The following is a 24,215-nucleotide window of genomic DNA, read 5'->3' as shown; positions in this document are numbered from 1 at the left end:
AATTGGTACAGGTCCATATACTCAATAGCCGTCCGAAAAACAAAAATTGCTTTTGTTGTATGTAACAGATGAGAAAAAATATTCTATTTCATTATAACATAATTTTTCTGATAATAAAGGGCGCGCGCATGCGTTTATTCCTTTTATTGGGTAAAGGAAGTAAACCTTTACAATTACTTAACTCTATATTCACAGTGTCAATATAGAAATTTTATAGAATAATAGGGATTTTCAAAATAGTAGGAGGAAATTATGAAGAAGAAAGCCTTTTATTCTATTGCTTTAGCTACCTGTCTCTCCGTTTCACCGTTCGCTCCGGCTGCATTAGCTGAAGAAGCGAGCGGCGTTAAAGATGCTTCTGCTTTGGATCCGCAGAAAAACCCGGCTCTGCTCATTACCGAGCTTGTTCCCAACTCTGCTAATGTGAACAGTAAAGACGGTTATGAGTTTATTGAAATCTATAACAATAGTGATCAGCCGGTATCACTGAAGGATTACACATTGCTTTACCGTTATCCGGAAGGGGAGAATCGGCCGGATGCGGAATGGGCATTTACCGAAGACAAAACGATTCCCGCTCAAGGAACCATGGTAGTCTGGGTGAAGAATGGCGCCAATACAGAAATGACACTGGAAGACTTCAATAAGCACTTTCAGACGAATTTGAGCGCCGATCAAGTGACAACAGTGGAATCAGATGGCATGGCCAACGATTCTTCGCGCACGCTTGTGATCGCTGATACATATCAAAATGAAATTTCCCAAGCCGGTTATGACAAAGGAAACGTCCAGGAGGATAAGGGGATTCAGTATAAAGTGAGCGCCGATCAGAAGAGTATGGAAATCATTCATTCCAATCAGGCGGCCACACCGGGAAAGCTCACCCCCGAACAAGTGCCGAGCAAGCCGGTGCGCCAAGTAGAAGACACGAAAGCGCCGGTTATTGAACACACGCCTGTCAAAGCCATTCAAGCAGGGAAGGATATCCGGCTAACGGCTAAGGTGACGGATGAAACAGCTGTCAAAAACGTCAAAGCCCTCTACCGCTTCAGCCCCGGCAGTTCGGCAAAAGAAATCGAATTGACGGCTTCTGACAGTGACCCGCATACATATCATGCAACGATTCCGAAAGACGATCTCATAGGCCAAGAATTCATTTATCAAATTCTGGCATATGACGGCAGCAATACGGTTAAAACAGAAGAATATCAAGCGGCCGTAGAGGAGCAATCCTATGATGCCCAGAAAGTGCCGGCGCTCTTGATGACGGAGCTGGTGCCTGATTCGACAAACATCGGGAAATTAGACGGCTATGAATTTATCGAAGTGTACAATAACACGAATGAAACCGTCAATCTGAAGGATTATAAGATTCGCTACCGCTATCCGTCAGAGGGACCCCAAGGGGATTTAATATGGAGTCCCGATCAAGAGAATCTCACACTTGCTTCAGGCGAAACGATGGTTTTCTGGATCATCAATGCCGGCAATCAAGATAAAACGGTAGAAGATTTTAACAAGCATTACGGCGTGGATTTAACAGAGAACAAACAAATTGTCAAAGTCTATTCCGGGGGCATGGCGAACGGCGGAGCACGGGGTGTGGCGATTGCCACCAATACAGGAAAAGATATTTCGGTAGGCTATTACAACGATGAAGGAGCGAAGGATGATACGGCGGCGAATAAAGGAATCCATTATTCATTTCCGCAATCACCCGGTGACACCGTGATGAAGAAATATAGCAGCGCTACTGCGGACGCTACACCGGGAGCGGTTTCCAGCATTCAGGTGCCTTCGCAAAAAGTCAACGTGCCGAACGACTCAGAAAAGCCTGTTTTTCAGGATTTAACAGAGGCCAATCCTGTATCTGAGATGAACGACATGAAGCTGACCTTTGATATTCAAGATAATCAGTCGGTCAAAACGGCTCGGTTATTCTACAAAAGCGATTTGGAAGCGGATTATCATCCCGTTGATTTGACAGAAAACTTTGATGATCAATTATACCATCATACGATTTATTCGCCGAGCCTGATCGGCAAGCAGTCGATTGAGTATTTTCTTGTTGTGTCAGACGGCAAAAATGAAATCAAAACGGAGCCTAAAACGCTGAAGATTTTACAGGATGAGCAGCAAGCAGGTCTGAAGATGAATGTGGAAGACCAATCGTTATTGAATAAGACCGCTTTAATAAAGGCAGCTCACTCGCAAAATTATAATCAAACCAAACTGCTGATTGATGGAAAAGATGTAACAGAAGAGACGTTTCCAGCATTGGCGGAGCCCGCCTATTTCGCCTTTGATGTGAAAAAGGTCAATCTTTATTTTAAAAACGGCGTCACCATCGGCGATGAAACCCTGCATATTTTTGATGATACGATCGACACATATAAGACGAAAACAGTTCCCGTCGATCCGAAGTATTTTGAAAAAGGCAAAGACGCCGTTATTTCCATCCGTTCAGGAACGAAAGTATCTCCTTTCGATCAAGAGTCAGAAGAGAACAGAGATGACTTTTACGTTAAGAATGTCCGCCTTGTTCTAAAAGATGGAACCGTTATTTACGATCCGAAATTCAAAAATCCCGAACAAGAGCTGGCGGTAGGAGATGGTTCATCCGCCACCCCGGTGATTGATTTCTCCTTTGAAGTCCCGGATGACAAATTTACAGCGAAAGCCTATCAATGGGACACAACGAAAGTGAAAGAAGGAGAGCACACCATTGAAGCAGTCAACGGTTCGGACAAAGCTGCCGCGGATGTAATAGTGGACAACAGCGGTCCGGTCATTACGCCTTCACTGAAGGATGGAGAGAATTATCAAGGTCCTTTCACAATCAATGCGGAAGCAGAAGATCCTTTATCCGGCGTTGATCAAGTAACAGCTGAGCTGGACGGCAAGGAAATTACTTTGCCGCTGGATACATCGTCTGCCCAGCTGGCCCCAGGGGAGCATAAGCTCAAGGTGACAGCCGTTGACCAGGTCGGAAATGAATCATCCGAAACTGTGACATTCACCGTTCCGGAAGAAAAGCCGCATCAGCCGACAGCGATCACGCCGAAGGATGGAGCGACCAATGTATCCGCCTCTGCGAAGCTGAAAGTCAAGGTATCTGATCCGACAAAGGATGATCTGGATGTGGCCTTTATGAAAGGCTACCAATACAAAGCCAATGAAGAGCAGCATATTGCGATTTTCCAAAACAACGCCGATCGTGAGCCTCCAAAAGAACTGAAACCGGCTGGCGAAACGAAGGTGATAGACACTGATAAGCTAGCAAAGGCTGATCAGCAGTATGTCACGACGAAATCAAAGGACAAGTTCCCTTATCACCGCTTTGAAGTGACTGTGGATGAGGAAGTGGACGAGAACGACGAAATAGAGCTTAATTGGGAAGGAAAGTCACTCATTGGACGCAAAGTCTCCATGTATGTGTGGAACTATAAAGCTGATAAATGGGAACTGACCGAATGGAAGGTGGCGGAAGACGACAAGAACTTTACACTGCGCGGTTCTGTCAAAGGCGCCGACTATGCGAAGGATCAAAAAGTGCAAGTGATGGTGCAGGACGAATTGGCATCCACCACGCAATTTGATTATTCCTTTATTTGGATGTCCGATACGCAATATTACGCTGAAAGCTATCCGCATATTTTTAAGCGCATGACCAAGTGGGCGGTAGAGCAGAAAGAGGCTTTGAAGATTAAATATTTATTCCATACCGGTGATCTTGTTGATGAGGCGGATCAGGATTATCAATGGAAGCACGCCGATGAATATATGGGCTACTTGGATAAGGGAAATATCCCGTACGGCGTCTTGGCGGGCAACCATGATGTCGGCCATAAAACAGGCGATTATAACCAATATGGGAAATACTTCGGAGCAGACCGCTTTCAAGACAAGGACTATTATGGAGAATCCTATAAAAACAACCGCGGGCACTATGATCTCATCAGCGCGAACGGCAATGATTTTATCATGCTGTATATGGGCTGGGGAGTCAATGATGAGGACATTGCCTGGATCAATGAGGTGCTCGCTAAATATCCGGAAAGAAAAGCGATTTTAAACTTTCACGAGTACTTGCTTGTGTCCGGAAACCGCAGTCCGATTGGCGATAAAGTATACAATCAAGTCGTCCTGCCTAATAAAAACATCATTGCTGTTTTATCCGGCCATTATCATGACAGTGAAACATTAGTGGATGAAATAGATGACAACAAGGACGGCAAGCCAGACAGAAAAGTATATCAAATGCTGGCTGATTACCAAGGCGGTCCGGAAGGCGGTCAAGGCTTCTTGCGCATTATGCAAGTGAACCCGGTGGAGAACAAGATCTATATGAAGACCTACTCTCCGTATCTGGATCAATATAATTATTACGATGCGAAGGAATATCCGGGCAAGGACGAGTTTGTGATTGAAACAGACTTAACGCCGAAGGAAAAGGTCGTCGCAACTGATCGATTTGAAGCCAATGTCTACACGGATGAAAAAATTGGCGAGCAAAAGGGTGTGAAAGATCAGCAAACGCCTGAAGTGACTTGGAACGATCTTAAAAGCAATAAAGAACACGGCTGGTACGTCACCGTCAAGGATAAGCATCAAGGGGAGACCCGCTCGGATGTTTGGACTTTCGTAACGAAGGACAAAGTATCAAGCGGCAACAGCAGTGATCATCATGGAGGCGGCACGACGAAGCCTGCCGAACCATCGCTGCCGAACGATTCGGGGAAAGTCATCGAGATTAAAGAAGAGAATATTGAGCGCGGTCCGAAGCAATGGACGATGGATATGACGAAGGAGGAAGCGGAGCGCCTGCAGTTTAAGCTGCCAAAAGCACTGCTGGCAAAAGCAGCCGCAAGCAAGCAGCCGCTGAATGTGCGTCTATCCGGAGGAGTGGAATTCACATTAACCGCTGCCCATCTTGCTTATTTGGAGTCGCAAGCGGAAGATGCGGTGAAGATAGAAGCAGCGCAGAAGAAAGCGGATGATTCAGGAAATGCTGCCGCCCAATTCCGTTCAGCTGTTGTCGACCTAGCTATTTCAGCGGACAATCAGAAGGAGCTGACCCTTCCGGAGCCCGTGCAATTGAAGCTGAAGGTGAATGGCCCAATTCAAGCGGAACAAACAACAGGCGCTTATTACAATGAACGGCAGAAGAAATGGGAGTACGCTGGCGGCTATTTGCAAGGTGAGCATTGGATCATCCCGGCGAGACACCTATCGGCTTTCACCGTGCTGTCGAACAATAAGCAGTTTAAGGACACGAAAAGCCACTGGGCTCAAGCTGAAATTCATTCGCTTGCTTCTAAATTAGTGACAAGCGGGAAAACAGAGGAATTATTCGCGCCGGAACAAAAGCTGACCCGGGCAGAGTTTGCCGTTCTGCTAGTAAGAGCGATGCAAATCCCGACGAAAGAATATGAAGGCATCTTTAAGGACGTGCCTGCGAAAAAGGATTGGGCCGCTGCGCAGATTGAAGCAGCATACCGCGCCGGCATCGTCCTTGGGAAAGAAGGGGAACGCTTTGATCCCGACGCCAACATTACACGCGAGCAAATGGCGGCGATGATCGTCCGCGCCATCCATCATCAAAAGCCGGGAATGCTGGATTCCCTGCCGCTCGACTCAGCTTTCAAAGACGAGCGCCGCATCAACAGCTACGCCAAGAAAGCAGTGAAACAAGCGGCCAAGCTCGGCATCATCCAAGGGCGCAAAAGCGGAAAATTCGATCCGAAACACGAAACAACAAGAGCTGAAACAGCCGTTATGCTGTATCGCATGTTAAACAAGCTGACAGAAGAATGACAGCTTAAGCCAGCGAGGGAGTTCCTGCTCCCTCGCTTATTTATATTGAACCATTTCGGCAAAGCTGAAAGAAGCGTTTATCCTGCGTGCAATAGGCTTTTCGTCCCCTGCATGTCCGATTTGTTCGGGGCTGCGCGATGCAGCGGGGAAGGAAAGAAGATCCCAGTCCGCTTTCTAACGAACAGCACCTCCCAGCACGAAGACTGGGAGGTGTGGAGTTAGGCAGTTTTTTTGCGTTTTGAAAGAAATTTTTTGATGATCGGGTAGATCACAGGGCCGTATTTCACGGCCAGCTTAAAAAGCGATTTGAGTTTGCTTGGACCTTTCATCTCTTTCCCACCTTTATATTCTGCTATTGTTGTTTTTCCCGAAATGGCGGCAGAATAAACGGCAAATTGCCGCAGAGATTGCGGATTCCTGTTATAATTAGAAGCAATTCGGGGAAATTGGTTACTAAATATAAAAGAAAGAAGGATTTCACATATATGTCTCATTTACAAGCTGGAACTGTGAGAACGCTAGAGGTGAAGAATGAAACGCCATATGTATAAGTTATCAACGCCAGTGCCCCCAGCCTACAAAGTATTGGTTATCCATCATCTGCCTTCCCTATTTTATACTGCTTCGTTAGCTCAAAAAGCGATTGCTCGGATCTACTCCTATCATCCTTTAGTGAGGTTTATATCACATGTCCGCTCCTGTTAGGTCCATTTTTTCCAGAAACCTATCATTAAAAATGGGACAGGCACCTGCACGTCATTTCATGCCCCATTTATACGATAAAAGCAATTTGGCAAGTAAAGTTGCCTATGAAAAAGTAATCAACAGTAGAAAATAAAATGAAATTATCTAAATTAAAGTAAAATCAAAAAGCCTGGGAGTCCAGGCTTTTTTACTCACGGCAACATTCGCTTATGTTCTGTAGCTAAGGTATAGGAGCGGTATAGGCTTTCGTTCTTATCATTTGATGCCCCTTGAATGAGCTTCATTTCATCAACAGTTAATTCTTTCAGAGATGAGTGGTTGTGTGCATTTTGGCCCCGCAATTTTTTTCGTCTCGATTGAAAAAACAATTTCATTTTTTGATTCCTCCTCACACTAATGACTTTTAATTAGTTGACCAAATGTTAATCGCTTATCGGTTTTGAGAATGCCTTTCGGGTAGATTTTCGCTGCTAATAAGGAGAAGAGTGCGATGCTCACTAGCATGGACCCGATCGACAGCACAATTTCTAACGGTGAAACCACCTCGTTTACGATTCTAACCATTAAACTAATGGGAGCTGTAAATGGAATATACGATGTGATTTTCGCTGTTAATCCTTCTGGATGATCTATAACAAAGATCATTTCTACTAATAAACTTGCCATTAAAATAATGGTAATCGGTAATGTACTACTGGATAACTCTTCTGGCCGACTTGCCATCGATCCAATGACCGCAAAGAGTGCTGCGTAAATAAAGTAGCCAAGGATAAAGATTAGTAAAAAGTAAAGGGTATAAGAAACAGTCAGCATATTCATCAATGTATCGGCAATACTGCCTTCTTTAATTTTGAAAATTTCCATTCTCGCCATCATGATCGTACTGGCGAAGAATATGAACAGCTGTGTCAAGCTTGCTAGACCGATACCGAGGATTTTTCCAAACATCATCGGAACTGGAGAGATTTTTGTAATCATGACTTCCATCACCCTCGATGATTTCTCTGATGTGATCGCTGTTGCCACATTATTTCCATAGGTGGTAATGGCCAAGAACATTATACTGATTAATAAATAAATCATAAGAAATGAATGGGTGTCTGTATCCCTTAATGGCTGCATTGTTGGTTCAATTTGAACCGAAAGCATATTTGCTACGTCCTGATCTATATTTTTCTCAGTAATAATTTGTTGGAAGTGAAAATTTTGCACAAAAGCTTTCATATTTTGAACAAGTAAAGGATCATCCTTTTCCATATAATAATCTAATTGGATGGATGATGGATTCGCTCCATTCTTTAAAACAAACAATCCATCAAGTTTGTTATTAATAATCTTTTCTTTATAACTTTCAACATTCGAGCTATCGCCCAGTTTAAAGAGATGATCTGATGGGAAGGTATCCAATTGTTGCTGACTCATTTGGAAATCATCATTCGTAATTAAAACAAAATTTCCAGCTTCCTCTTTGTCTGAGAATTTCTCCATTATACTTGGGAGAGCTAAGATGAAAGCTCCAATGAAAATCAACACAATGGTTATCCATACATACGGCTTAGATCGTATAGCTTGAAGATAGGTCTGTTGCAGTATGATCCCAAAGCTTCTCATATTTTCGCCCCCGTTTTTTCGATGAATATTTGATGTAGGCTAGGCTCCCTTAGGTAAAGGCTTCGTACTCCATATAGTTGATCAATTTCCTGTATAAGCTTCAGAGGTGCCTGATCTTTCGTCAGTTTAATGGAGTAGCCCTGGTTATTTCGTTTGTATCGATAATCTTTCTGGGCTAAAACTGGCTCTAGATCTTCATCAGACTGTACATCTAAATAACGATATCCATAGCTTTTTTTGATTTCAGATAAGGATCCTGACAATACCTTGATTCCGTTTTTCATGATGCATATTTCTTCGCAGAAGGTCTCAACACTATCCATTTGATGACTGCAAAATATGATTGTTTTTCGCTTCTTTATTAGGTCCTTGACTACATCCTTTAGCATTTCAGCGTTTACAGGGTCTAAGCCACTGAATGGTTCATCTAAAATGATGAAATCCGGATCATGGATTAAGCAGCTAATTAGCTGAACCTTCTGTTGATTTCCCTTCGATAGTTCTTCTGTTTTCTTTTTAACATAAGGGGTCATTTCCAATCTTTCTAACCAGTTCAATGCCTGTTTTTTCGCAATTTTTGAAGGAATACCCTCTAATCTAGCTAGAAATACCAATTGTTCTACGACATTCATCTTTGGATAAAGGCCTCTTTCCTCGGGAAGATAGCCGATCAATAACTCTTTTTTGGACAATGGACGCCCATTCCAGAGAATAGAGCCACTATCCGGCTTAATAATATCTAGAATCATTCGAATGGTTGTGGTTTTTCCAGCCCCATTTCGTCCAAGCATTCCCAAAATATTTCCTTCTTCAAGTTTAATATTTAAATTATTCACAGCTTGATAATTTCCAAATGATTTATTTAATCCTTGGATTTCAAAGGCCATTTTATACATCCTTTCTTAGTTCTTAATGAAGTAAATAATTGCGGCACCTATCAGCACACCTAAAGCTGTCATTAATAAAGATTTCATTTTCATTTTGTTTTCCTCCGTTATCGTTTATTTACAAGATCTAAAGAGTTTTTAGCATTTACAATTCCATTTCCTAATTGTCTTGTGGTTCCGTTTCCTTGAACAGTTCCGCCATAAAGGTATCTTTTAATTACATGTGGAGATGGCTTTTTCCCATATTTCTCTTGATATTCAGCTATGATTAGGACTGCTGTAGCTGAAACTTTAGGTACTGCTAAGCTTGTGCCAATCATAAATTCATAACCATGTGCAAATCCCATGTATTGACTAAGTTCGGATTGCGGTAGTGTAGTAGGATGAGTTGTGATCGTCATATATTCCAATTCTACTTTCTGTTGATCTGCAAAGTTTGGTCCATAGTCTCCAGCCGGAGCTGCAATATCAACATTGGTTCCATAATTAGAATAGTAGGCTAGTTGATCATTCAGATTGGTTGCGGATACAGTAACTACATTCGGTAATCCACCAGGCATATGAAGCTGAAGATCGTTTTTCAATCCCATTTGTTCAGCAAGTTTCTTAGGGGTTGTTAAGTCATATCCATCTGTACCAGATGAAGCTACTAGCAAGCTTCCTTTTTTATTGGCATAATCAATGGCACGCATATAGGAAAGATAGGTTGCACGGTCTTCCTTATTTTTTAGCGACTTGTACGTTCCTAAGCTTAGGTTAATGATGTCCATATCATCGTTGGCAGCATCAATAATGCCTTTAATGATCCAGCTGGAGTCAGCGGAATATCCTTGAAATACCTTGTATGGGACAATGCCGACCTCTGGAGATACCCCTGTAATATTTCCATTAGCTGCTATCGATCCGGCTGCCATCGTTCCATGACCAATTTCATCTACCATGGAGGAAACGCCTGGGACAAGGGATTTTCCTGGACTGATGATATTGTGTTTAAGGTCTGGGTGATGAATATCTACCCCACTATCAACGATTCCAATTTTTATATTGTGATTTTACTTACTAACATCATATCTTGATAACAGCAAGTATTAACCGCCAACCAAACAGGGAAAACCGCAATATTTGTTTGTTAAAACACTCAAAAAACTGCAGTTTCCGACCAGGAGTATTTGGATAAAAAGCAGCAAATAAAGGTCTTATAGGTACCCATATTCTTAGGAATTACTTTACAAAAAACTTTAAAGGGAAAATAATCCTAATGTCGAAATATATAAAATAAGGGATTTTTCTTCCAATTTATGCGGTTGAACTGAAGGAACCATAATAAGATCGAGGATGGATTAAAAGGGGAGATGGTTTTATTTCTGAACTTGTAAATTCTTTAAGAAGTTGTGTGCTTGATTGACTCCACTCTTGAATATTTGGATTTGCTATTAATAGTTCAACGATTTCCATAACCATCATTTATCGCACCTTTCATATTTTATGATTTCATTATAATGGATAACTTGGGTGTAATTACCGAAAACGAGTTTGTAATGACCGCAAAGTATATTTGTAATTTTTTGGAAGGAACACAAGAAGGCATGGTTATAAAAATTAGAAGAGTCATGGCTATTTTTATCTTCATTGTATATATAGCCTTACACACGTATTTGATTGCACAGATGGTACGTCCCTTTAGTGGAGTAACAATATCCATAGATCAACACCAAAATTTTATTGTTGAGCATATCAACAAGAATGGTTGGGTGAACAATACAGATATTAAAAAGGGAGATATTATTAAAAAGATTGATGGGAAGGAATTAAAAGGGACTGGTGTTCAGAATACGCTTAAATATGCTGATGATTTAACAGTTGAACATAATGATAAAGTAATCCGCTTCATGGCACCGGATAAAAAGGTTTCAGATTTTTTGCAGGAACTCTATATACCAGGTGTTTTTTCAATCCTAACGTTGCTTTTATCGGTTTTAATTTTTCAGAAAAAAAATGCAACAGCTAACTTTATGCTAGGTTTTATGATGTTAGCATCTCTCAGCTTTTTATCATCAAATGCAACGCATAGGGATTTTGTTGCTGATCTCATTTTAATCTTTTCTTTTCAACTTGGAGCACTTAGCTTTTTTTGCTTTGTATATTCGACCTTTTTGGAGAAGGGGTTTATTCAAAAAAAGCCCAAAGTTATGTTAACAATCAATATCATCCTTGCTATTCTAATTATTTTGCTCAATTTATATAGCTTGATTATTAAGGAATTATCAGGTTTATTTACGGACAATTTAATGCTGATCTACTTTTCTTTTAATATCGTTTATTCCATTGGACTTTTAATTTATATATACATAAAAAAGCGGGATTCTTTACATGAACCTTTTCTAAAATGGATGTTAGTAATTCCAACTGTTGCGTTTGTTCCTTTTATTTTTTTCATGCCATTCCTTATATAATAGGACTGCCATATTTACCAGATGATGTGGCAGCTTTGTTTCTTTTTGCCATTCCAATAGGTTATTCTTATTTGATCTTAACAAAGCAGCTGTTGGATATTAATTTTATTTTGAATCGGATTCGATATTATACCGTTTTATCCTTGATACCAACGATTATTATTTCTTTCGTGGTCAGTGGAACGGTCAATCATGAGAGTAATGTATATAGCCGTTTTCTACAGAATTTTTTCTTAATACTTACGTTAAATATTATCTTTTTACTGCTGAAGGAAAAGGTTGATTATTCTTTTCGAAATCAACTCTTCAGGGATAAAACAAATTTAACCCAAAACATTGAACAGTTTACCCAAAAATTATCTGCCGTTATGAAGGAAGAGGAATTAGATAGACTTTTAGTGAAAGAAGTAGTCTCTGTTTTAAATCCCTCAATCATTACCTTTGTTGAATATGATTCGGAAACGTCCCAATATACTACAAGGGTAGTTCACGGTGATAATGATCAGTTTACCCTTCGTAAACATCAAGAATGGCTAATTCAAAGCGATACGAATGGGGATTTAATGGAACTTAAAGATTCACTTGGAATCCGGCTTTATCATAAGGATCAAAAAATGATCTATGTTTGGATAGGCCATAAAAGGAACCAAACAAGCTTTAATATCAATGAAAAAACTTGGATGATTACTATCGTAAAATATGTTCGCCTTGTTTACGAGAACTTACATGCTGTTAATAACTTAATCCAGTCATTGCAAAAGCCGAACATTGGGGATCACCCTGCATCTGTTTCATTATCGCGATTTTTATTTCAATTGGCTGAAAGAGAACGAAGACGGTTGGCTTCAGATTTGCATGATTCCGCCTTGCAGGATCAGATTGTTTGGTATCGAAAATTGGAAAATGTAATTCAAGAAAATCAAGACATCCCAAGTGATGTACAAGAGCAATTAGTAAAAATCAAAAATGGGATGGTTGATGTTATTAAACAAATTCGCAGTACTTGTAATGAATTAAGACCCAACCTCTTATTAGAGGGTGGACTTATTAAATCATTGAACGAATTATTTTCCCAGATCCAAATGCGAGTTAAATATCATCTTGATTATCAGTTTGATAATATTTCAGTTACATTTGAGGATTATAATACAACATTATCAATCTATCGCGTCTTTCAAGAACTCCTTAATAACGCTGATAAACATTCGGAAGCTACCCGTGTATCCGTCAGTATGTGGGAAGATGATCAAACGATTTTTATTGACTACCGTGATAATGGGAAAGGGTTTGATATAAAATCACCACCTACTAAAAAGAATCATATGGGATTATCTGGTTTAAAAGAGCGGATCCTCAGCTTAAATGGGAAAGTGGAGTTTATCACTAGCAAGGGGAAAGGCTTACAAGTTTATATTACAATACCGAGGTGATAAAGTTGACACGCGTTTTAATTGTAGATGACCACCAATTGGTGGGTGAAGGAACGAAGAATATGATTGAGCAGGAAAAAGAGTTTGATGTTACCTATCTTATGTCTATTGATGACGTTATCAATATGAGCCGAGAAAAGCCTTTTGATGTTTACTTATTAGATATGAATATGCCTGATTGCTCTGGACTTGAGTTGGCCCCAAAGATTTTTAAATTTCATAAAGATGCAAAAATCATTCTTTATACAGGGTTTGATTATACTTCTCAATTTAATTTATTAATTGACTCCGGGGTCAGTGGAATTATTAGTAAATCTGCTTCTAAACAGGAACTTTTGATGGCTATACAAGCTGTATTACATGGGTACACGCTTATTCCTATATCATTATTAAGTCAATTAAGACTTTCGGATGTTACGATTCAAACAACAAACTCCAACAAAAAGAAACCAGCAAATATTTCTGTTACTCAAAAAGAGGTGGAGATACTTGAAGGTATTTCAAAAGGAAGAGGGAATAAAGAAATTGCTGAAGAATTGTTTATGAGTGTCCGTGCAGTTGAATATAATTTAACGAAAATCTACAAGAAATTTAAAGTCAACTCCCGATCAGAAGCCTTAGCCGAGGCGGTGCGGATGGGAATTATTAATGTGAATCTATGAGATAAAGGGGACTTATGAGACAGCCCGCTTAAAAGCTTTATAAAAGGAGTATGAGACAAGCGAAAAAAGCGCAAGCAAAAGTCTGCGATTGATAATCATAAAAGCACCAACAACGACCACGGCTTTACCGGCGGTGTTGAATACTTTAAAGCGGATGAAAAATGATGAACCAAGAAACATTGCGAATATCAACTGAAATGAAGATTGAACAATGGCGGCAGAATAAACGGCAAATTGCCGCAGAGATTGCGGATTCCTGTTATAATTAGAAGCAATTCGGGGAAATTGGTTACTAAATATAAAAGAAAGAAGGATTTCACATATATGTCTCATTTACAAGCTGGAACTGTGAGAACGCTAGAGGTTAAGAATGAAGCGCCGTTTGGCTGGTTTTTGACCGATGGAGAAGAAACGGTTCTTTTGCATCATTCGCAAATAACAGAGGAGTTCGATCCGGATGAGCCGGCGGAGGTGTTTTTGTTCCAAGATCATCAAGGCCGCCTTGCTGCTACGATGGTGAAGCCGATGATTACGCTGGGGCAGTACGGATGGGTGGAAGTCGTTGGCGTGGAAGAAAAGCTGGGCGTATTCGTATCGATCGGCATCACGAAAGATATTCTTGTGTCCGAGGATGACTTGCCGTTTCTGTATTCGGTGCGCCCGATTGTTGGCGACAGATTGTATTGTACGTTGAAGCTCGACCGCCGCGGCCGCCTGTTTGCTAAACCGGCGACAGAAGAAGTGATGCAGGAGCAGTTTACGAAAGCGACGAAAAAAGATTATAACAAAGATGTTACCGGGATTGTGTATCGCGCTGCCAAAGCGGGCACTTTTGTGATCACGGCAGAAGGCTATCGCGGCTTTGTCCATTATTCGCAGCGGCAAGAAGAGCCGCGCCTTGGACAAAAAGTCGATGGCCGGATTATTGACGTCAAAGAGGATGGATCCGTCAACATTTCACTTCTCGGCCGCCGCCATGAAGTACAGAAGGACGATGCAGAAGAAATTTATGAATATCTCGTCCATCGCGGCGGCTCCATGCCTTATGGCGATAAGAGCTTTCCGGAAGAAATTCAAAAGCGCTTTGGTTTAAGCAAGGGCGCTTTCAAACGCGCGCTCGGCAAGCTGATGAAAGAAAAAAGAGTCTACCAAGAAGATGGCTGGACGCATATTGTGAAAGAATAGAAAGAGGCTGGAACAAAAGGTTTTCAGCTAATCAAAAAGCCGAACTATTATCCGCAGCTCTAATCGGGAGCTTCGTAATAGTTCGGTTTTAATGTTCTTCATGTTTTTAGTAACATACAATGATTCGGCTGTCATGACAGCAAATTGAGTTGCGTCGCAGCCCCTGCTTATTCATAGTCGTTGGAAATTTTCAGCTTATCAATGATGGTAAAGAACAGGCTGAGCAGGATGGCAATGACGGTGGCTAACGCCATGCCTTTTAGCTGCAGGCTTCCGATTGTCAGCGTCGCGCCGCTCAATCCAATCACCAGCACGACCGTTGTTAAAATCATGTTCGTTGGCTTGGAGTAATCCACTTTCGATTCCACGAGCATGCGCAAGCCAGAAACGGCAATGACTCCGAACAGCAGCAGGGAAATTCCGCCCATCACCGCTGTTGGAATCGTCGAGATTAAAGCCGCAAGCTTTCCGGAGAAGGAAAGAATAATGGCCATTACAGCAGCGCCGCCGATGACCCATGTGGAATAGACTTTGGTCATCGCGAGCACGCCGATGTTCTCTCCGTAAGTCGTATTCGGTGTTGAGCCGACGAATCCGGAAATGACAGTGGAAATCCCATTGCCGAATAAGGAGACGCCAAGACCGGGCCTTTTCATTAAATCGCGCTCGACAATCTTCTCGGTCACGACTAAATGGCTAATATGTTCAGCTATCACAACGAGAGCGGCGGGAATGATAATCGCCATGCTGGAAATGTCGAACTCCGGCGCGTAGAAGTCAGGCAAGGCGAACCATTGGGCTTCACGGACAGGCTGAAAGTCCACAAGACCGTAAAAAAAGGCGATCACATAGCCGGATATAATTCCAATTAAAATCGGGATGATTTTCAAAAATCCTCTGAACATCACATTGCCGACTAGTGTAATGCCAAGCGTCAGCAGGGAAACGGTAATCGTATCCGCATCGGGTGTCCAGGGCTTTCCGGGTTCAGGATTCACAAGCCCCGCCATGCCGCTGGCCACGGGCACGAGTTCGAGGCCGATGACAGCGACGATAGCTCCCATCGCGGCCGGAGGAAAGACGACGTCAATCCATCTCGTTCCCGCCACTTTAATGATCCAGGCAATGAGAATAAAGAGGATGCCGACAGCAATGAATCCGCCAAGAGCGGCGTTGTACCCTTTATCCGCCATGACGGCCGTTACGGGAGAAATGAAGGCGAAGCTGGAACCGAGATAAGCGGGGATTTGTCCTTTACAAAGCACAATGTAAAGGAGTGTACCGATGCCGTTCATCAATAAAATCGTCGCTGGATTGATCCCGAACAGAATCGGCACGAGCACTGTGGAGCCAAACATAGCGAATAAATGCTGCAAGCTAAGCGGCACAAGTGCCAGCGCCGGCGGGCGTTCATCAACTTGATAAGTGCGCATAGTAACTCTCCTTTTTCTTATTGAACACAAATTGTAGCTATTATACAGCATTATTATACAGCTTTCTATATGAATAGACGCATTTCTTAAAAAATAATGCGCTTATTGCAGCATGAAAAAGCAGCTGACTATTCACAGTCAGCTGCTTGAACGTCAGCTTGCTTTTCTTTTGTCTTCCTTACTGGCTTTGCTGTTGAAATAATGCTGGGTCTCTTTCACAATGACCTTGTACAGGAAGAGAATACCGATTAAGTTAGGGATCATCATTAAAGCGTTGGCCATATCAGCGAAGGCCCAAACGGTAGTAAGACTGGCAACGGCTCCGATCCCTGTCGCCGTAACATAGATAAAGCGGTAAGCTGTAATGTACTTTAATCCGGCCAAATATTCAAAGCATTTTTCCCCGTACATGTACCAGCCGACAATGGTGGAAAATCCAAAGAAAATAACGGATAAAGAAACGATCCATTCCCCGGCAGCGCCGAGTGCCGATCCGAAAGCCGCGGTCGTTAAGGCGCCGCCTTCGAGGTTCGGGTCATGAGCGACTCCGGAAATCATTCCGCCGGTCGGATCCCAAAAGCCTGTCATCAGCAGGACAAGCCCCGTCATCGTACAGACGACAATCGTCACGATAAATGTACCGGTCATCGCAACGAGTGCTTGTTTTACGGGATGATCGGCCCTGGCGTTTCCGGCGATAAGCGCCGCTGTTCCCAGACCTGCTTCATTCGAGAAAATCCCTTTAGACACTCCGTTGCGGATCGCTTCTGCCACGACAATTCCCGTAAATCCGCCCGCGGCGGCAACGGGCTGGAAGGCGTGGTGGAAAATCAATTGAAAAGCAGGAAGGATCTGATCATAATGAATTCCGATAATCAGCAGCGAGCCGCCGATATAAAGAAAAGCCATGATCGGAACAAAAAAGCCGGCAACGGTGCTAATTCGCTGAATGCCGCCAAAAATAATCAAAGCCGTTAAAACGACAAGCACTATGCCGGTCACCCAATCGTTAATATGAAAGCTTTTGGTCATAACATCAGAAATCGTGTTGGACTGAACGCTATTTCCGATTCCTAGAGCGGCGAATGCGCCAAACAAGGCAAATAGCACCGCCAGCCATTTCCATTTCCTCCCTAATCCTCGTTCAATATAATACATTGGCCCGCCGGAATATTCCCCCTTGCTGTTTTTAACCCTGTATTTCATCGCCAGCAGCGCTTCAGCATACTTTGTTGCCATTCCCAGCAGCCCCACGATCCACATCCAGAAAATCGCTCCTGGTCCCCCTAGTGTAATCGCAGTTGCCACTCCGGCGATATTCCCGTTTCCAATCGTAGCCGCAAGGGCGGTCATTAACGCTTTAAAGTTACTGACATCTCCCTCCGCCTGGGCATCCTCTGCCTGCTCCTTTGAGAAAGCCAGCTTAAAGGCGTAGAGAAGCCTGCGAAATTGCAGCCCTCTGAGGAGCAAAGTGAGAAATAAGCCGGTGCCGACTAGGAGAATGAGACTGGGCGTTCCCCATAGCACCCCGTTGACCTTTTCCAAAATTTCTAGCATGTTCAATCCCCCTTGTTTCATTCATCTTTTTCTTTGCCGCATAATTCGCGGATTAGGCAGAAAAAGAGCATAACCCCCATCTTTGAAAGCGTTTTCACTAGCCTTCAAATCTATTTTAACATTTTGAAAAGACTGTACAATTGTTGAAAAATTTAAAAGGATTAAAAGTATTTTGTCGAAAATCACAACTTGATGTCTTATATTATATCAAAATATCAAAAAATCGCTATGAAAATACAAAAGTTTTAATATTGAGAATTTTCCACCTTTTTAAAGCTATTATTCAAACGGACAGCTTTGCACTTGACCACCTTTAAACGCGAACAAAAAACATAATAAACAAAAAAATGTTCGTGAATAACAAATTCCCATTATGGCGGTTATGTAAGCGTTACCAACATTGTGAACCCCCATTTCATCTGCTTCGTTCCTCTTGATTATGATGTATTTATACTTTATAATTCGAATAATATTAAAGTATAAATTTTCTGATATCCAATTATAACGAATGAGGGTGTTGACATGAAAAGAGTGTATAATTTTTCAGCGGGTCCTTCTATGCTGCCGCTGCCGGTGCTGGAAAAAGCTCAAAAGGAACTGGTGAATTATTCGGATTCAGGTATGTCCGTTATGGAGTTAAGCCATCGTTCGCAATTATTTACGGAGATTATTACCGAAGCGGAGCAGCTGCTTAGAGAATTAATGAACATTCCTGACAACTACAAGGTCTTATTTGTACAAGGAGGAGCCTCGCAGCAATTTGCAATGGTGCCGCTGAACCTGATGGGCAAAAACAAAAAAGCGGATTATGTCAATACGGGTTCATGGTCTAAGAAAGCCATTAAAGAGGCGAAGAAATTCGGGGAGGTGCGGGTGATTGCTTCATCGGAAGAAGAAAGCTTCACGTTCATCCCGAAAATCGACAGTAGCCTGATCAGCCCGGATGCCGATTATGTGCATATTACAACGAACAATACGATTGAAGGGACAGCCTACTCTGACATTCCGGATACAGGAAATATCCCTCTCGTTGCGGATATGTCTTCCAACATTTTGTCGGAAGAGATCGATGTCTCCCAATTCGGCTTAATTTACGCAGGAGCGCAAAAAAACATCGGGCCTGCCGGCTTAACGGTCGTGATTATTCGAGAAGATTTAATCGGCCGAACTTCTGAAAACTGTCCGACGATGCTTGATTACAAGACTCATAGTGAAGGACGATCTTTATATAACACACCGCCAACCTATGGAATTTATATGGCAAAGCTTGTCTTTGAATGGCTGAAAGAGCTCGGCGGCCTGAAAGAGATCGAGAAAATAAACCGCAAAAAAGCGGACATTTTATACCGTTATTTAGAAGAATCAGAGATGTTTACTTCACCGGTAAGAAAAGACAGCCGTTCGATTATGAACATTCCGTTTGTTTCCCCGTCTGCTGAATTAGATGCCGCATTCGTGAAGGAAGCAAAAGAGGCGGGGCTGGAGACATTAAAAGGCCACCGTTCTGTCGGCGGCATGCGCGCTAGTATCTATAATGCGATGCCCGTAGAAGGGGTGCAAGCGCTCGTCGCCTTCATGAGAGAATTCGAAAAAAATCATCAATAAAAAAGGGAGAATGAACCAGTGTATACGATTAAAACATTAAACAATATTGCCCAATGCGGATTGAATGTTTTTGACCAAGACCGCTACACCATTGATAATGATAGCGACCATCCTGATGCGATCGTGCTGCGAAGCTTTAACTTACATAACGTGGAGATTTCTGAAAACACAAAAGCCATTGCGCGTGCGGGAGCTGGTGTGAATAACATCCCGGTAAGCGCATGCACCGAGCGGGGAATCGTTGTTTTCAATACTCCCGGAGCGAATGCCAATGCCGTGAAAGAACTGGTGCTGACAACGCTGATGGCTTCTTCCCGCAATTTATTTGCCGGTGTGCAATGGACGAGAACGCTTGAAGGACAAGGCGACCAAGTGCCTAAGCTTGTGGAAGCGGGCAAAAAGAAATTTGTCGGTAAGGAAATCAAAGGCAAGACATTAGGGGTTATCGGTTTGGGAGCGATTGGAGCGCTCGTGGCTAATGATGCGCTCAATCTCGATATGGATGTCATCGGCTTCGATCCGTTTATCTCCGTGGACACCGCTTGGAAGCTTTCCCGCAATGTCAAGCGCGCGCTAACATTGGAAGAGCTGTTTGCCAACAGTGACTATATTACGGTGCATGTACCGCTGACGGATGGAACGAAAGGAATGTTTAATGAGGATGCCTTTGCGCTCATGAAGCAGGGCGTTCACATTTTGAATTTCTCACGCGGTGAGCTTGTTAATGAGCAGGACATGGCCGCAGCGATTGAAAAAGGAATTGTGGCTAAATATATTACCGACTTCCCGAATGATCATGTGCTGAAAATGAAAAATGTCGTGCCGATTCCTCATCTTGGCGCATCAACGAAAGAATCGGAAGAAAATTGCGCAATCATGGCTTCTCGCCAAGTGAAAGAGTTTTTGGAAACAGGGAATATTAAAAACTCTGTTAACTTGCCCAATGCTTCTCTTCCTTACACAGGAAGACGCCGCGTAACGGCTTACCATAAAAATGTGCCAAACATGGTTGGACAAATTACAGCCGCCTTGTCTGATTATCATCTAAATATTGCAGACATGGTCAACAGAAGCCGCGGCGACTACGCCTACACGATGATCGATATCGAGAATCAAGTAAACGGCGATGTCATACCAGGTTTGTTGGAAAAAATCAACCAAATTGAAGGTGTTGTCACCGTACGCGTGATTTAATGCTCTAGAAAGCAGCAGAGAAAAAGGATTTTATCGATCTGATTTTCTGCTGCTTTTTTATTGATTGTTCGAAAAAAATTCATAAATTGTTAAGTATTTCTTAAAAAGTGAAACTTTTTACCCTTTTATCCGTTATGATGGATGATGACAAATTGTTAGTAGGGGGAATCATTAATATGGTTAAAAGTTGGAAACGTGGATTAGCGATCGGGGTTTCAGCTATTATGGCCTTTCCGGCAGCCGCACTTGCCGCCGATCAGCCTATTCACAGTGAAGAGGTCAAAGTGTTTCAGAAGGCAGCCAAGTCGGCTTCCATTACAGCAGGAGAGAAAGAGAGAAAGCTGGAGGCTTATAAAGCGAATAAAGAAATGAACCGATTAGCCGACGCTCAGACGCTTGTTATCAAGTATAAGAAGCCTATTGCGAAAAGCATACATAAGAAAGCGGGCGTAAAGCTTGTTCGCTCCTTGCCGCAATTGGGATACGATGTGGTTTATATCCCGAAAAAAGCAAAAGCCAGCGATGTGTTAAAGGTGTACCGCAAACAAAAAGAAGTCGTTTCTATTACCCCAAGCATTAAGTACAAGCAGTTTGCCGCAGTTAAAGGCGACCCTAAGAAATCTAAAATGTACCATTTGCCAATGCTGAATGTGGATAAGGCATTGCCGCAGGCGGGCAAACATCAGGTAACGGTCGCTGTTGTCGACGGCGGTGTTGATTATAAGCATCCGGATTTGAAGGGGCAGTTGCTGCCGCCATATAATGCAGCGGATCCTGCGCGAACACCGGTTCGTGATCTGCATGGTACGCATGTAGCGGGGATCATTGGAGCGAAAGCGGATAACGGCATTGGCGGCCATGGAGTGAATCCTAAAGCCAAGATCTTGCCTGTTGATGTATTCAACGGTGATCTTGCAGCCAACGACTTTACGATTGCGGAAGGGATTCTTTACGCTATTTCTAAAAAAGCGAATGTCATTAACCTTAGCCTCGGCGGACCGGCTTCTTCTCCAGTTGTAGCGGAAGCGATTGAAAAAGCGATTGATGCTGGTATCGTTGTCGTTGCGGCAGCAGGAAATGAGAGAACGGATACCTATTCTTATCCGGCGGCTTATCCGGGCGTCATTAGCGTAGGGAATATTAACCGCCATAAAAAGCTTTCGGACAGCTCGAATTACGGAGCTTCCGTCGATGTGGTAGCTCCTGGAGAGGATATTTATAACACAGGCTATGAACAGGGAAAAGGGTCTACTTTTTCTCTATTGACTGGAACGTCCATGGCTTCTCCAATGGTTGCTGGGGCGGCTTCCCTATTAAAATCCAAATATCCGAACTTAACATCCTATGATGTGGAGAATATTCTTGAAAGAACCGCGACCGACCTCGGTCCGAAAGGCTATGATTTAACATTTGCTAACGGGCTGGTTAATCCGCTGAATGCGCTGAAATTCGACCCGAAAAAGCTGCCCAAAAAGCCTGTCTATACAGGGGATGAACTGATCAAATCAGCGAAAGCATTAACCAAAGAGAAAAATACGCTGCAAGGCAGCATCAAGTCGCCGGGAGAAATGCATTGGTATAAGATTCCTTTAAATGAAAAGGAACATGTCCAAACAGTTCTATCAGCGAGTCAATCTTATGATTATGGCATGGAATTTTATTTTATCCCTGAAGGGGCAGAAGCGGAAGAAGGCACGTTAATGGAGTGGGACAAAGGACGAGCCGGCAAACAGGAAGGGTATCTATACACAGCGGAAGAAAAAGGCACGCTGGTTATTGGCATTAAGGATGTCAATGGCAGCTACGATGCTTCCGGAAAATCCAGCTATACCTTTAAAGCCGATAAATATACCGATTTGAAAGCAGATCAAGCCACTCAGGAAAATCCAGTGAACATTACCTCTCTGCCATTTATTAAAGAGGACTTTACTGTATTTTCAGAAGAAGAAGGTACCCCGGATTACGATTATTTCACTTTATCGGTTGATCAGCCAAAAGTTCTCTCGATTTCACTGTCTGATCTGCCAGGAGTCAATACATCCATCAGCGTATCGATGTCTGCTGATGGGGAAGAAGTGGTTTCTGCCGATGATAACGGCCTGAATGATGGGGAAGTCCTTTCATTTAAAGCTGTCCCAGGCGTGAAATATGAAGTGGCGGTAACTAATGAAGTGATCTCTGAGGATATGTCAATGGATTCCATTCTGTCGTTACTAGGCATGGGGGAAGATGCTATGGAGCTCAGCTCTTATGATTCATCGGCCTACCCATACCAATTGAAAGTGGAAGAAAAGCAGCTACCTGAAGATGAAGACGGGCTGCCATTTACAGAAGATCTAGAAGCAAGCCTGCAAGAGGGAGATATTGATCCGCAAGAGTACGCAGATGAAAAAGCAGCGGAGAAAATTGATCATACATTGGAAGAAGAGTCCGCAGAAGAAGAGCTTGAGGAAGAGGATATGACGAAGGATATCTTAGCCCATGCGCTTCCTTATACACTCGGAAACGATAAGCAAGGTTATTTCCAAGTGGAGGGAGATGAGGATTATTATAAATTCACGCCTTCTGCCGATGGAATCTATGATATCCAGGTTAAGAAGGGCTCCAGTATGACTCCGACAGCCTCGATTCTAGAGTATGATAAGGAGAGCGAATCCCTTATTCCGATTATCGAGGAAGCAGATACGATAAGCGCGATACTGGGCGAGCTGTTAGGCATGCAACAGAATGCGACGAACGCGGCGCTGAACGCCGGAAAAACATATATTCTGAAATTGGAAAACTCATCCTATGATTTGTCAGCCGATCCGTACACGATCCAAACAGCCAAAGTGGCCGATTTGCCGAAAGAAATAGATGAGGACGAGAATAATCCAGAACAGGCGCTAAGCATCAAGCAAGGCAAATCGTATCATAATTTCTTTATTCGTCCGGGAGATACGGATCACTATTATTTCAAAAACGGGGCAGGAACGGATATTTACCGTCTCATGATCCGGTCGCCTAAGCCGACTGCGGAACAAGCAAAAGTTCCTTATAATTTGCGCACGCCGATCGTATTTAGCGGTCAGCTGATTGAAGACACGAACGGAGATAAGGTGCTAGATGAGGAAGAAAAGCTAAAAGCAGTTCCTTTTGGTCCGAATCTTATGGAAATGTCATTTGATACAAAAGTGGATCTTTCCTTCAAAGCCAAGAAGAATGCCGGTTATTTCTTAATGGTCAGCCCGTTCACGTCCATGTCTCCGAATGTACAGCCATACGAAGTGAAGCTGGCCAAAATGTTCGGGAACGTAAAGGATGGAGACGGTAAAGTTGTCCAGCATGTGCCGGCGAAGCCGATCAGTTTAAAGAAAATGCGCGGCGGTTTAGGAATCAATGGCTATATGAATGCTGAGGTGCCATTTGGTGATGTGGATCATTTCGTTTTAAACGTAGCGAAGGATAAGCAGTACGCCATGAATTTGCAGATGGAACAAGGTCTCGATGGCAAAATCGAGATTTATAACGCGAAAGGCAAGCTCGTACAAAGCTTCGATCAATATGGAAGCGGGGATGAGGAGCTGGCCGTCCTTCATTTGAAAAAAGGCCGATACTTTATCGAAATTAGCGAAACACAAGGCCGCGCTTCGGCTCAGCCTTACCAATTAACAATAAAATAAAGAATGTGAAAACA

Annotated in this window: 14 protein-coding genes; 8 read left to right on the top strand and 6 right to left on the bottom strand. The window is 42.8% G+C overall.

Annotation, left to right across the window (positions count from 1 at the left end; genetic code table 11):
* Nucleotides 1–252 precede the first annotated feature (252 nt).
* The gene (locus CEF20_RS13335) at nucleotides 253–5,817 is read left to right on the top strand and encodes an S-layer homology domain-containing protein (RefSeq protein ID WP_100332411.1); all 5,565 of its coding nucleotides are present in this window, start codon (nucleotides 253–255) and stop codon (nucleotides 5,815–5,817) included.
* Between the two features lie 896 nt (nucleotides 5,818–6,713).
* On the opposite strand, the gene CEF20_RS13330 is transcribed toward CEF20_RS13335, so the two are convergent.
* The 4 genes from CEF20_RS13330 to CEF20_RS13315 form a co-directional block, all read right to left on the bottom strand.
* Nucleotides 6,714–6,896: a hypothetical protein gene (locus CEF20_RS13330; protein WP_100332410.1), complete on the bottom strand. Its 183-nt coding sequence runs from the start codon at nucleotides 6,894–6,896 to the stop codon at nucleotides 6,714–6,716.
* Between the two features lie 19 nt (nucleotides 6,897–6,915).
* Entirely contained in the window at nucleotides 6,916–8,133 is a 1,218-nt protein-coding gene (locus tag CEF20_RS13325) for an ABC transporter permease (protein ID WP_100332409.1), read from the bottom strand.
* A complete protein-coding gene (locus CEF20_RS13320) occupies nucleotides 8,130–9,020 on the bottom strand; it encodes an ABC transporter ATP-binding protein (protein ID WP_100332408.1) in 891 nt (296 codons plus the stop codon). The genes CEF20_RS13325 and CEF20_RS13320 overlap by 4 nt, the downstream gene beginning before the upstream one ends.
* 107 nt (nucleotides 9,021–9,127) lie before the next feature.
* Entirely contained in the window at nucleotides 9,128–10,057 is a 930-nt protein-coding gene (locus CEF20_RS13315; protein ID WP_269799239.1) for a S8 family serine peptidase, read from the bottom strand.
* Nucleotides 10,058–10,519: 462 nt separating this feature from the next.
* Here CEF20_RS13315 and CEF20_RS13310 point away from each other — a divergent pair, with 462 nt between their 5' ends.
* The 4 genes from CEF20_RS13310 (at nucleotide 10,520) to CEF20_RS13295 (ending at nucleotide 14,750) form a co-directional block, all read left to right on the top strand.
* Complete coding sequence (locus CEF20_RS13310; RefSeq protein ID WP_100332407.1) at nucleotides 10,520–11,473, top strand: hypothetical protein; 954 nt, start codon at nucleotides 10,520–10,522, stop codon at nucleotides 11,471–11,473.
* The gene (locus CEF20_RS13305) at nucleotides 11,407–12,903 is read left to right on the top strand and encodes a sensor histidine kinase (protein ID WP_100332406.1); all 1,497 of its coding nucleotides are present in this window, start codon (nucleotides 11,407–11,409) and stop codon (nucleotides 12,901–12,903) included. Before CEF20_RS13310 ends, CEF20_RS13305 begins: the two co-directional genes overlap by 67 nt.
* Nucleotides 12,904–12,908: 5 nt before the next feature.
* Complete coding sequence (locus tag CEF20_RS13300) at nucleotides 12,909–13,565, top strand: response regulator (protein WP_100332405.1); 657 nt, start codon at nucleotides 12,909–12,911, stop codon at nucleotides 13,563–13,565.
* A gap of 324 nt (nucleotides 13,566–13,889) precedes the next feature.
* Nucleotides 13,890–14,750 carry a CvfB family protein gene (locus CEF20_RS13295; RefSeq protein ID WP_100332404.1) on the top strand — a complete coding sequence of 287 codons (861 nt, stop codon included), beginning with the start codon at nucleotides 13,890–13,892 and terminating at the stop codon, nucleotides 14,748–14,750.
* A 167-nt stretch (nucleotides 14,751–14,917) separates the two neighbouring features.
* Here CEF20_RS13295 and uraA read toward each other — a convergent pair whose 3' ends face one another.
* Both uraA and CEF20_RS13285 read right to left on the bottom strand, forming a co-directional pair.
* A complete protein-coding gene (gene uraA, locus CEF20_RS13290) occupies nucleotides 14,918–16,183 on the bottom strand; it encodes a uracil permease (protein WP_100332403.1) in 1,266 nt (421 codons plus the stop codon).
* Nucleotides 16,184–16,336: 153 nt separating this feature from the next.
* A complete protein-coding gene (locus CEF20_RS13285; protein WP_100332402.1) occupies nucleotides 16,337–17,740 on the bottom strand; it encodes an alanine/glycine:cation symporter family protein in 1,404 nt (467 codons plus the stop codon).
* Nucleotides 17,741–18,262: 522 nt separating this feature from the next.
* On the opposite strand from CEF20_RS13285, the gene serC reads away from it, so the two are divergent.
* The 3 genes from serC to CEF20_RS13270 all read left to right on the top strand — a co-directional run bounded on the left by serC (nucleotide 18,263) and on the right by CEF20_RS13270 (nucleotide 24,201).
* Nucleotides 18,263–19,345: a 3-phosphoserine/phosphohydroxythreonine transaminase gene (gene serC, locus CEF20_RS13280; RefSeq protein WP_100332401.1), complete on the top strand. Its 1,083-nt coding sequence runs from the start codon at nucleotides 18,263–18,265 to the stop codon at nucleotides 19,343–19,345.
* Between the two features lie 18 nt (nucleotides 19,346–19,363).
* Entirely contained in the window at nucleotides 19,364–20,539 is a 1,176-nt protein-coding gene (locus CEF20_RS13275) for a phosphoglycerate dehydrogenase (RefSeq protein WP_100332400.1), read from the top strand.
* A gap of 176 nt (nucleotides 20,540–20,715) precedes the next feature.
* Nucleotides 20,716–24,201, top strand: a complete 3,486-nt coding sequence (locus tag CEF20_RS13270; protein WP_157796284.1) for a S8 family peptidase — start codon at nucleotides 20,716–20,718, stop codon at nucleotides 24,199–24,201.
* Nucleotides 24,202–24,215: the final 14 nt, after the last annotated feature.

The sequence above is a fragment of the Bacillus xiapuensis genome (genome assembly GCF_002797355.1).
Lineage (GTDB): Bacteria > Bacillota > Bacilli > Bacillales > Domibacillaceae > Bacillus_CE > Bacillus_CE xiapuensis.
Note: the sequence above shows the minus strand (reverse complement) of the source record. Positions and strands in the feature narration are given on the sequence as shown.

Coding starts and splice junctions, on each gene's coding strand:
- CEF20_RS13335 (WP_100332411.1), top strand. CDS start 253: ATGAAGAAGAAAGCCTTTTATTCTATTGCTTTAGCTACCTGTCTCTCC.
- CEF20_RS13330 (WP_100332410.1), bottom strand. CDS start 6,896: ATGAAATTGTTTTTTCAATCGAGACGAAAAAAATTGCGGGGCCAAAAT.
- CEF20_RS13325 (WP_100332409.1), bottom strand. CDS start 8,133: ATGAGAAGCTTTGGGATCATACTGCAACAGACCTATCTTCAAGCTATA.
- CEF20_RS13320 (WP_100332408.1), bottom strand. CDS start 9,020: ATGGCCTTTGAAATCCAAGGATTAAATAAATCATTTGGAAATTATCAA.
- CEF20_RS13310 (WP_100332407.1), top strand. CDS start 10,520: ATGGATAACTTGGGTGTAATTACCGAAAACGAGTTTGTAATGACCGCA.
- CEF20_RS13305 (WP_100332406.1), top strand. CDS start 11,407: ATGGATGTTAGTAATTCCAACTGTTGCGTTTGTTCCTTTTATTTTTTT.
- CEF20_RS13295 (WP_100332404.1), top strand. CDS start 13,890: ATGTCTCATTTACAAGCTGGAACTGTGAGAACGCTAGAGGTTAAGAAT.
- uraA (WP_100332403.1), bottom strand. CDS start 16,183: ATGCGCACTTATCAAGTTGATGAACGCCCGCCGGCGCTGGCACTTGTG.
- CEF20_RS13285 (WP_100332402.1), bottom strand. CDS start 17,740: ATGCTAGAAATTTTGGAAAAGGTCAACGGGGTGCTATGGGGAACGCCC.
- serC (WP_100332401.1), top strand. CDS start 18,263: ATGAAAAGAGTGTATAATTTTTCAGCGGGTCCTTCTATGCTGCCGCTG.
- CEF20_RS13270 (WP_157796284.1), top strand. CDS start 20,716: ATGGTTAAAAGTTGGAAACGTGGATTAGCGATCGGGGTTTCAGCTATT.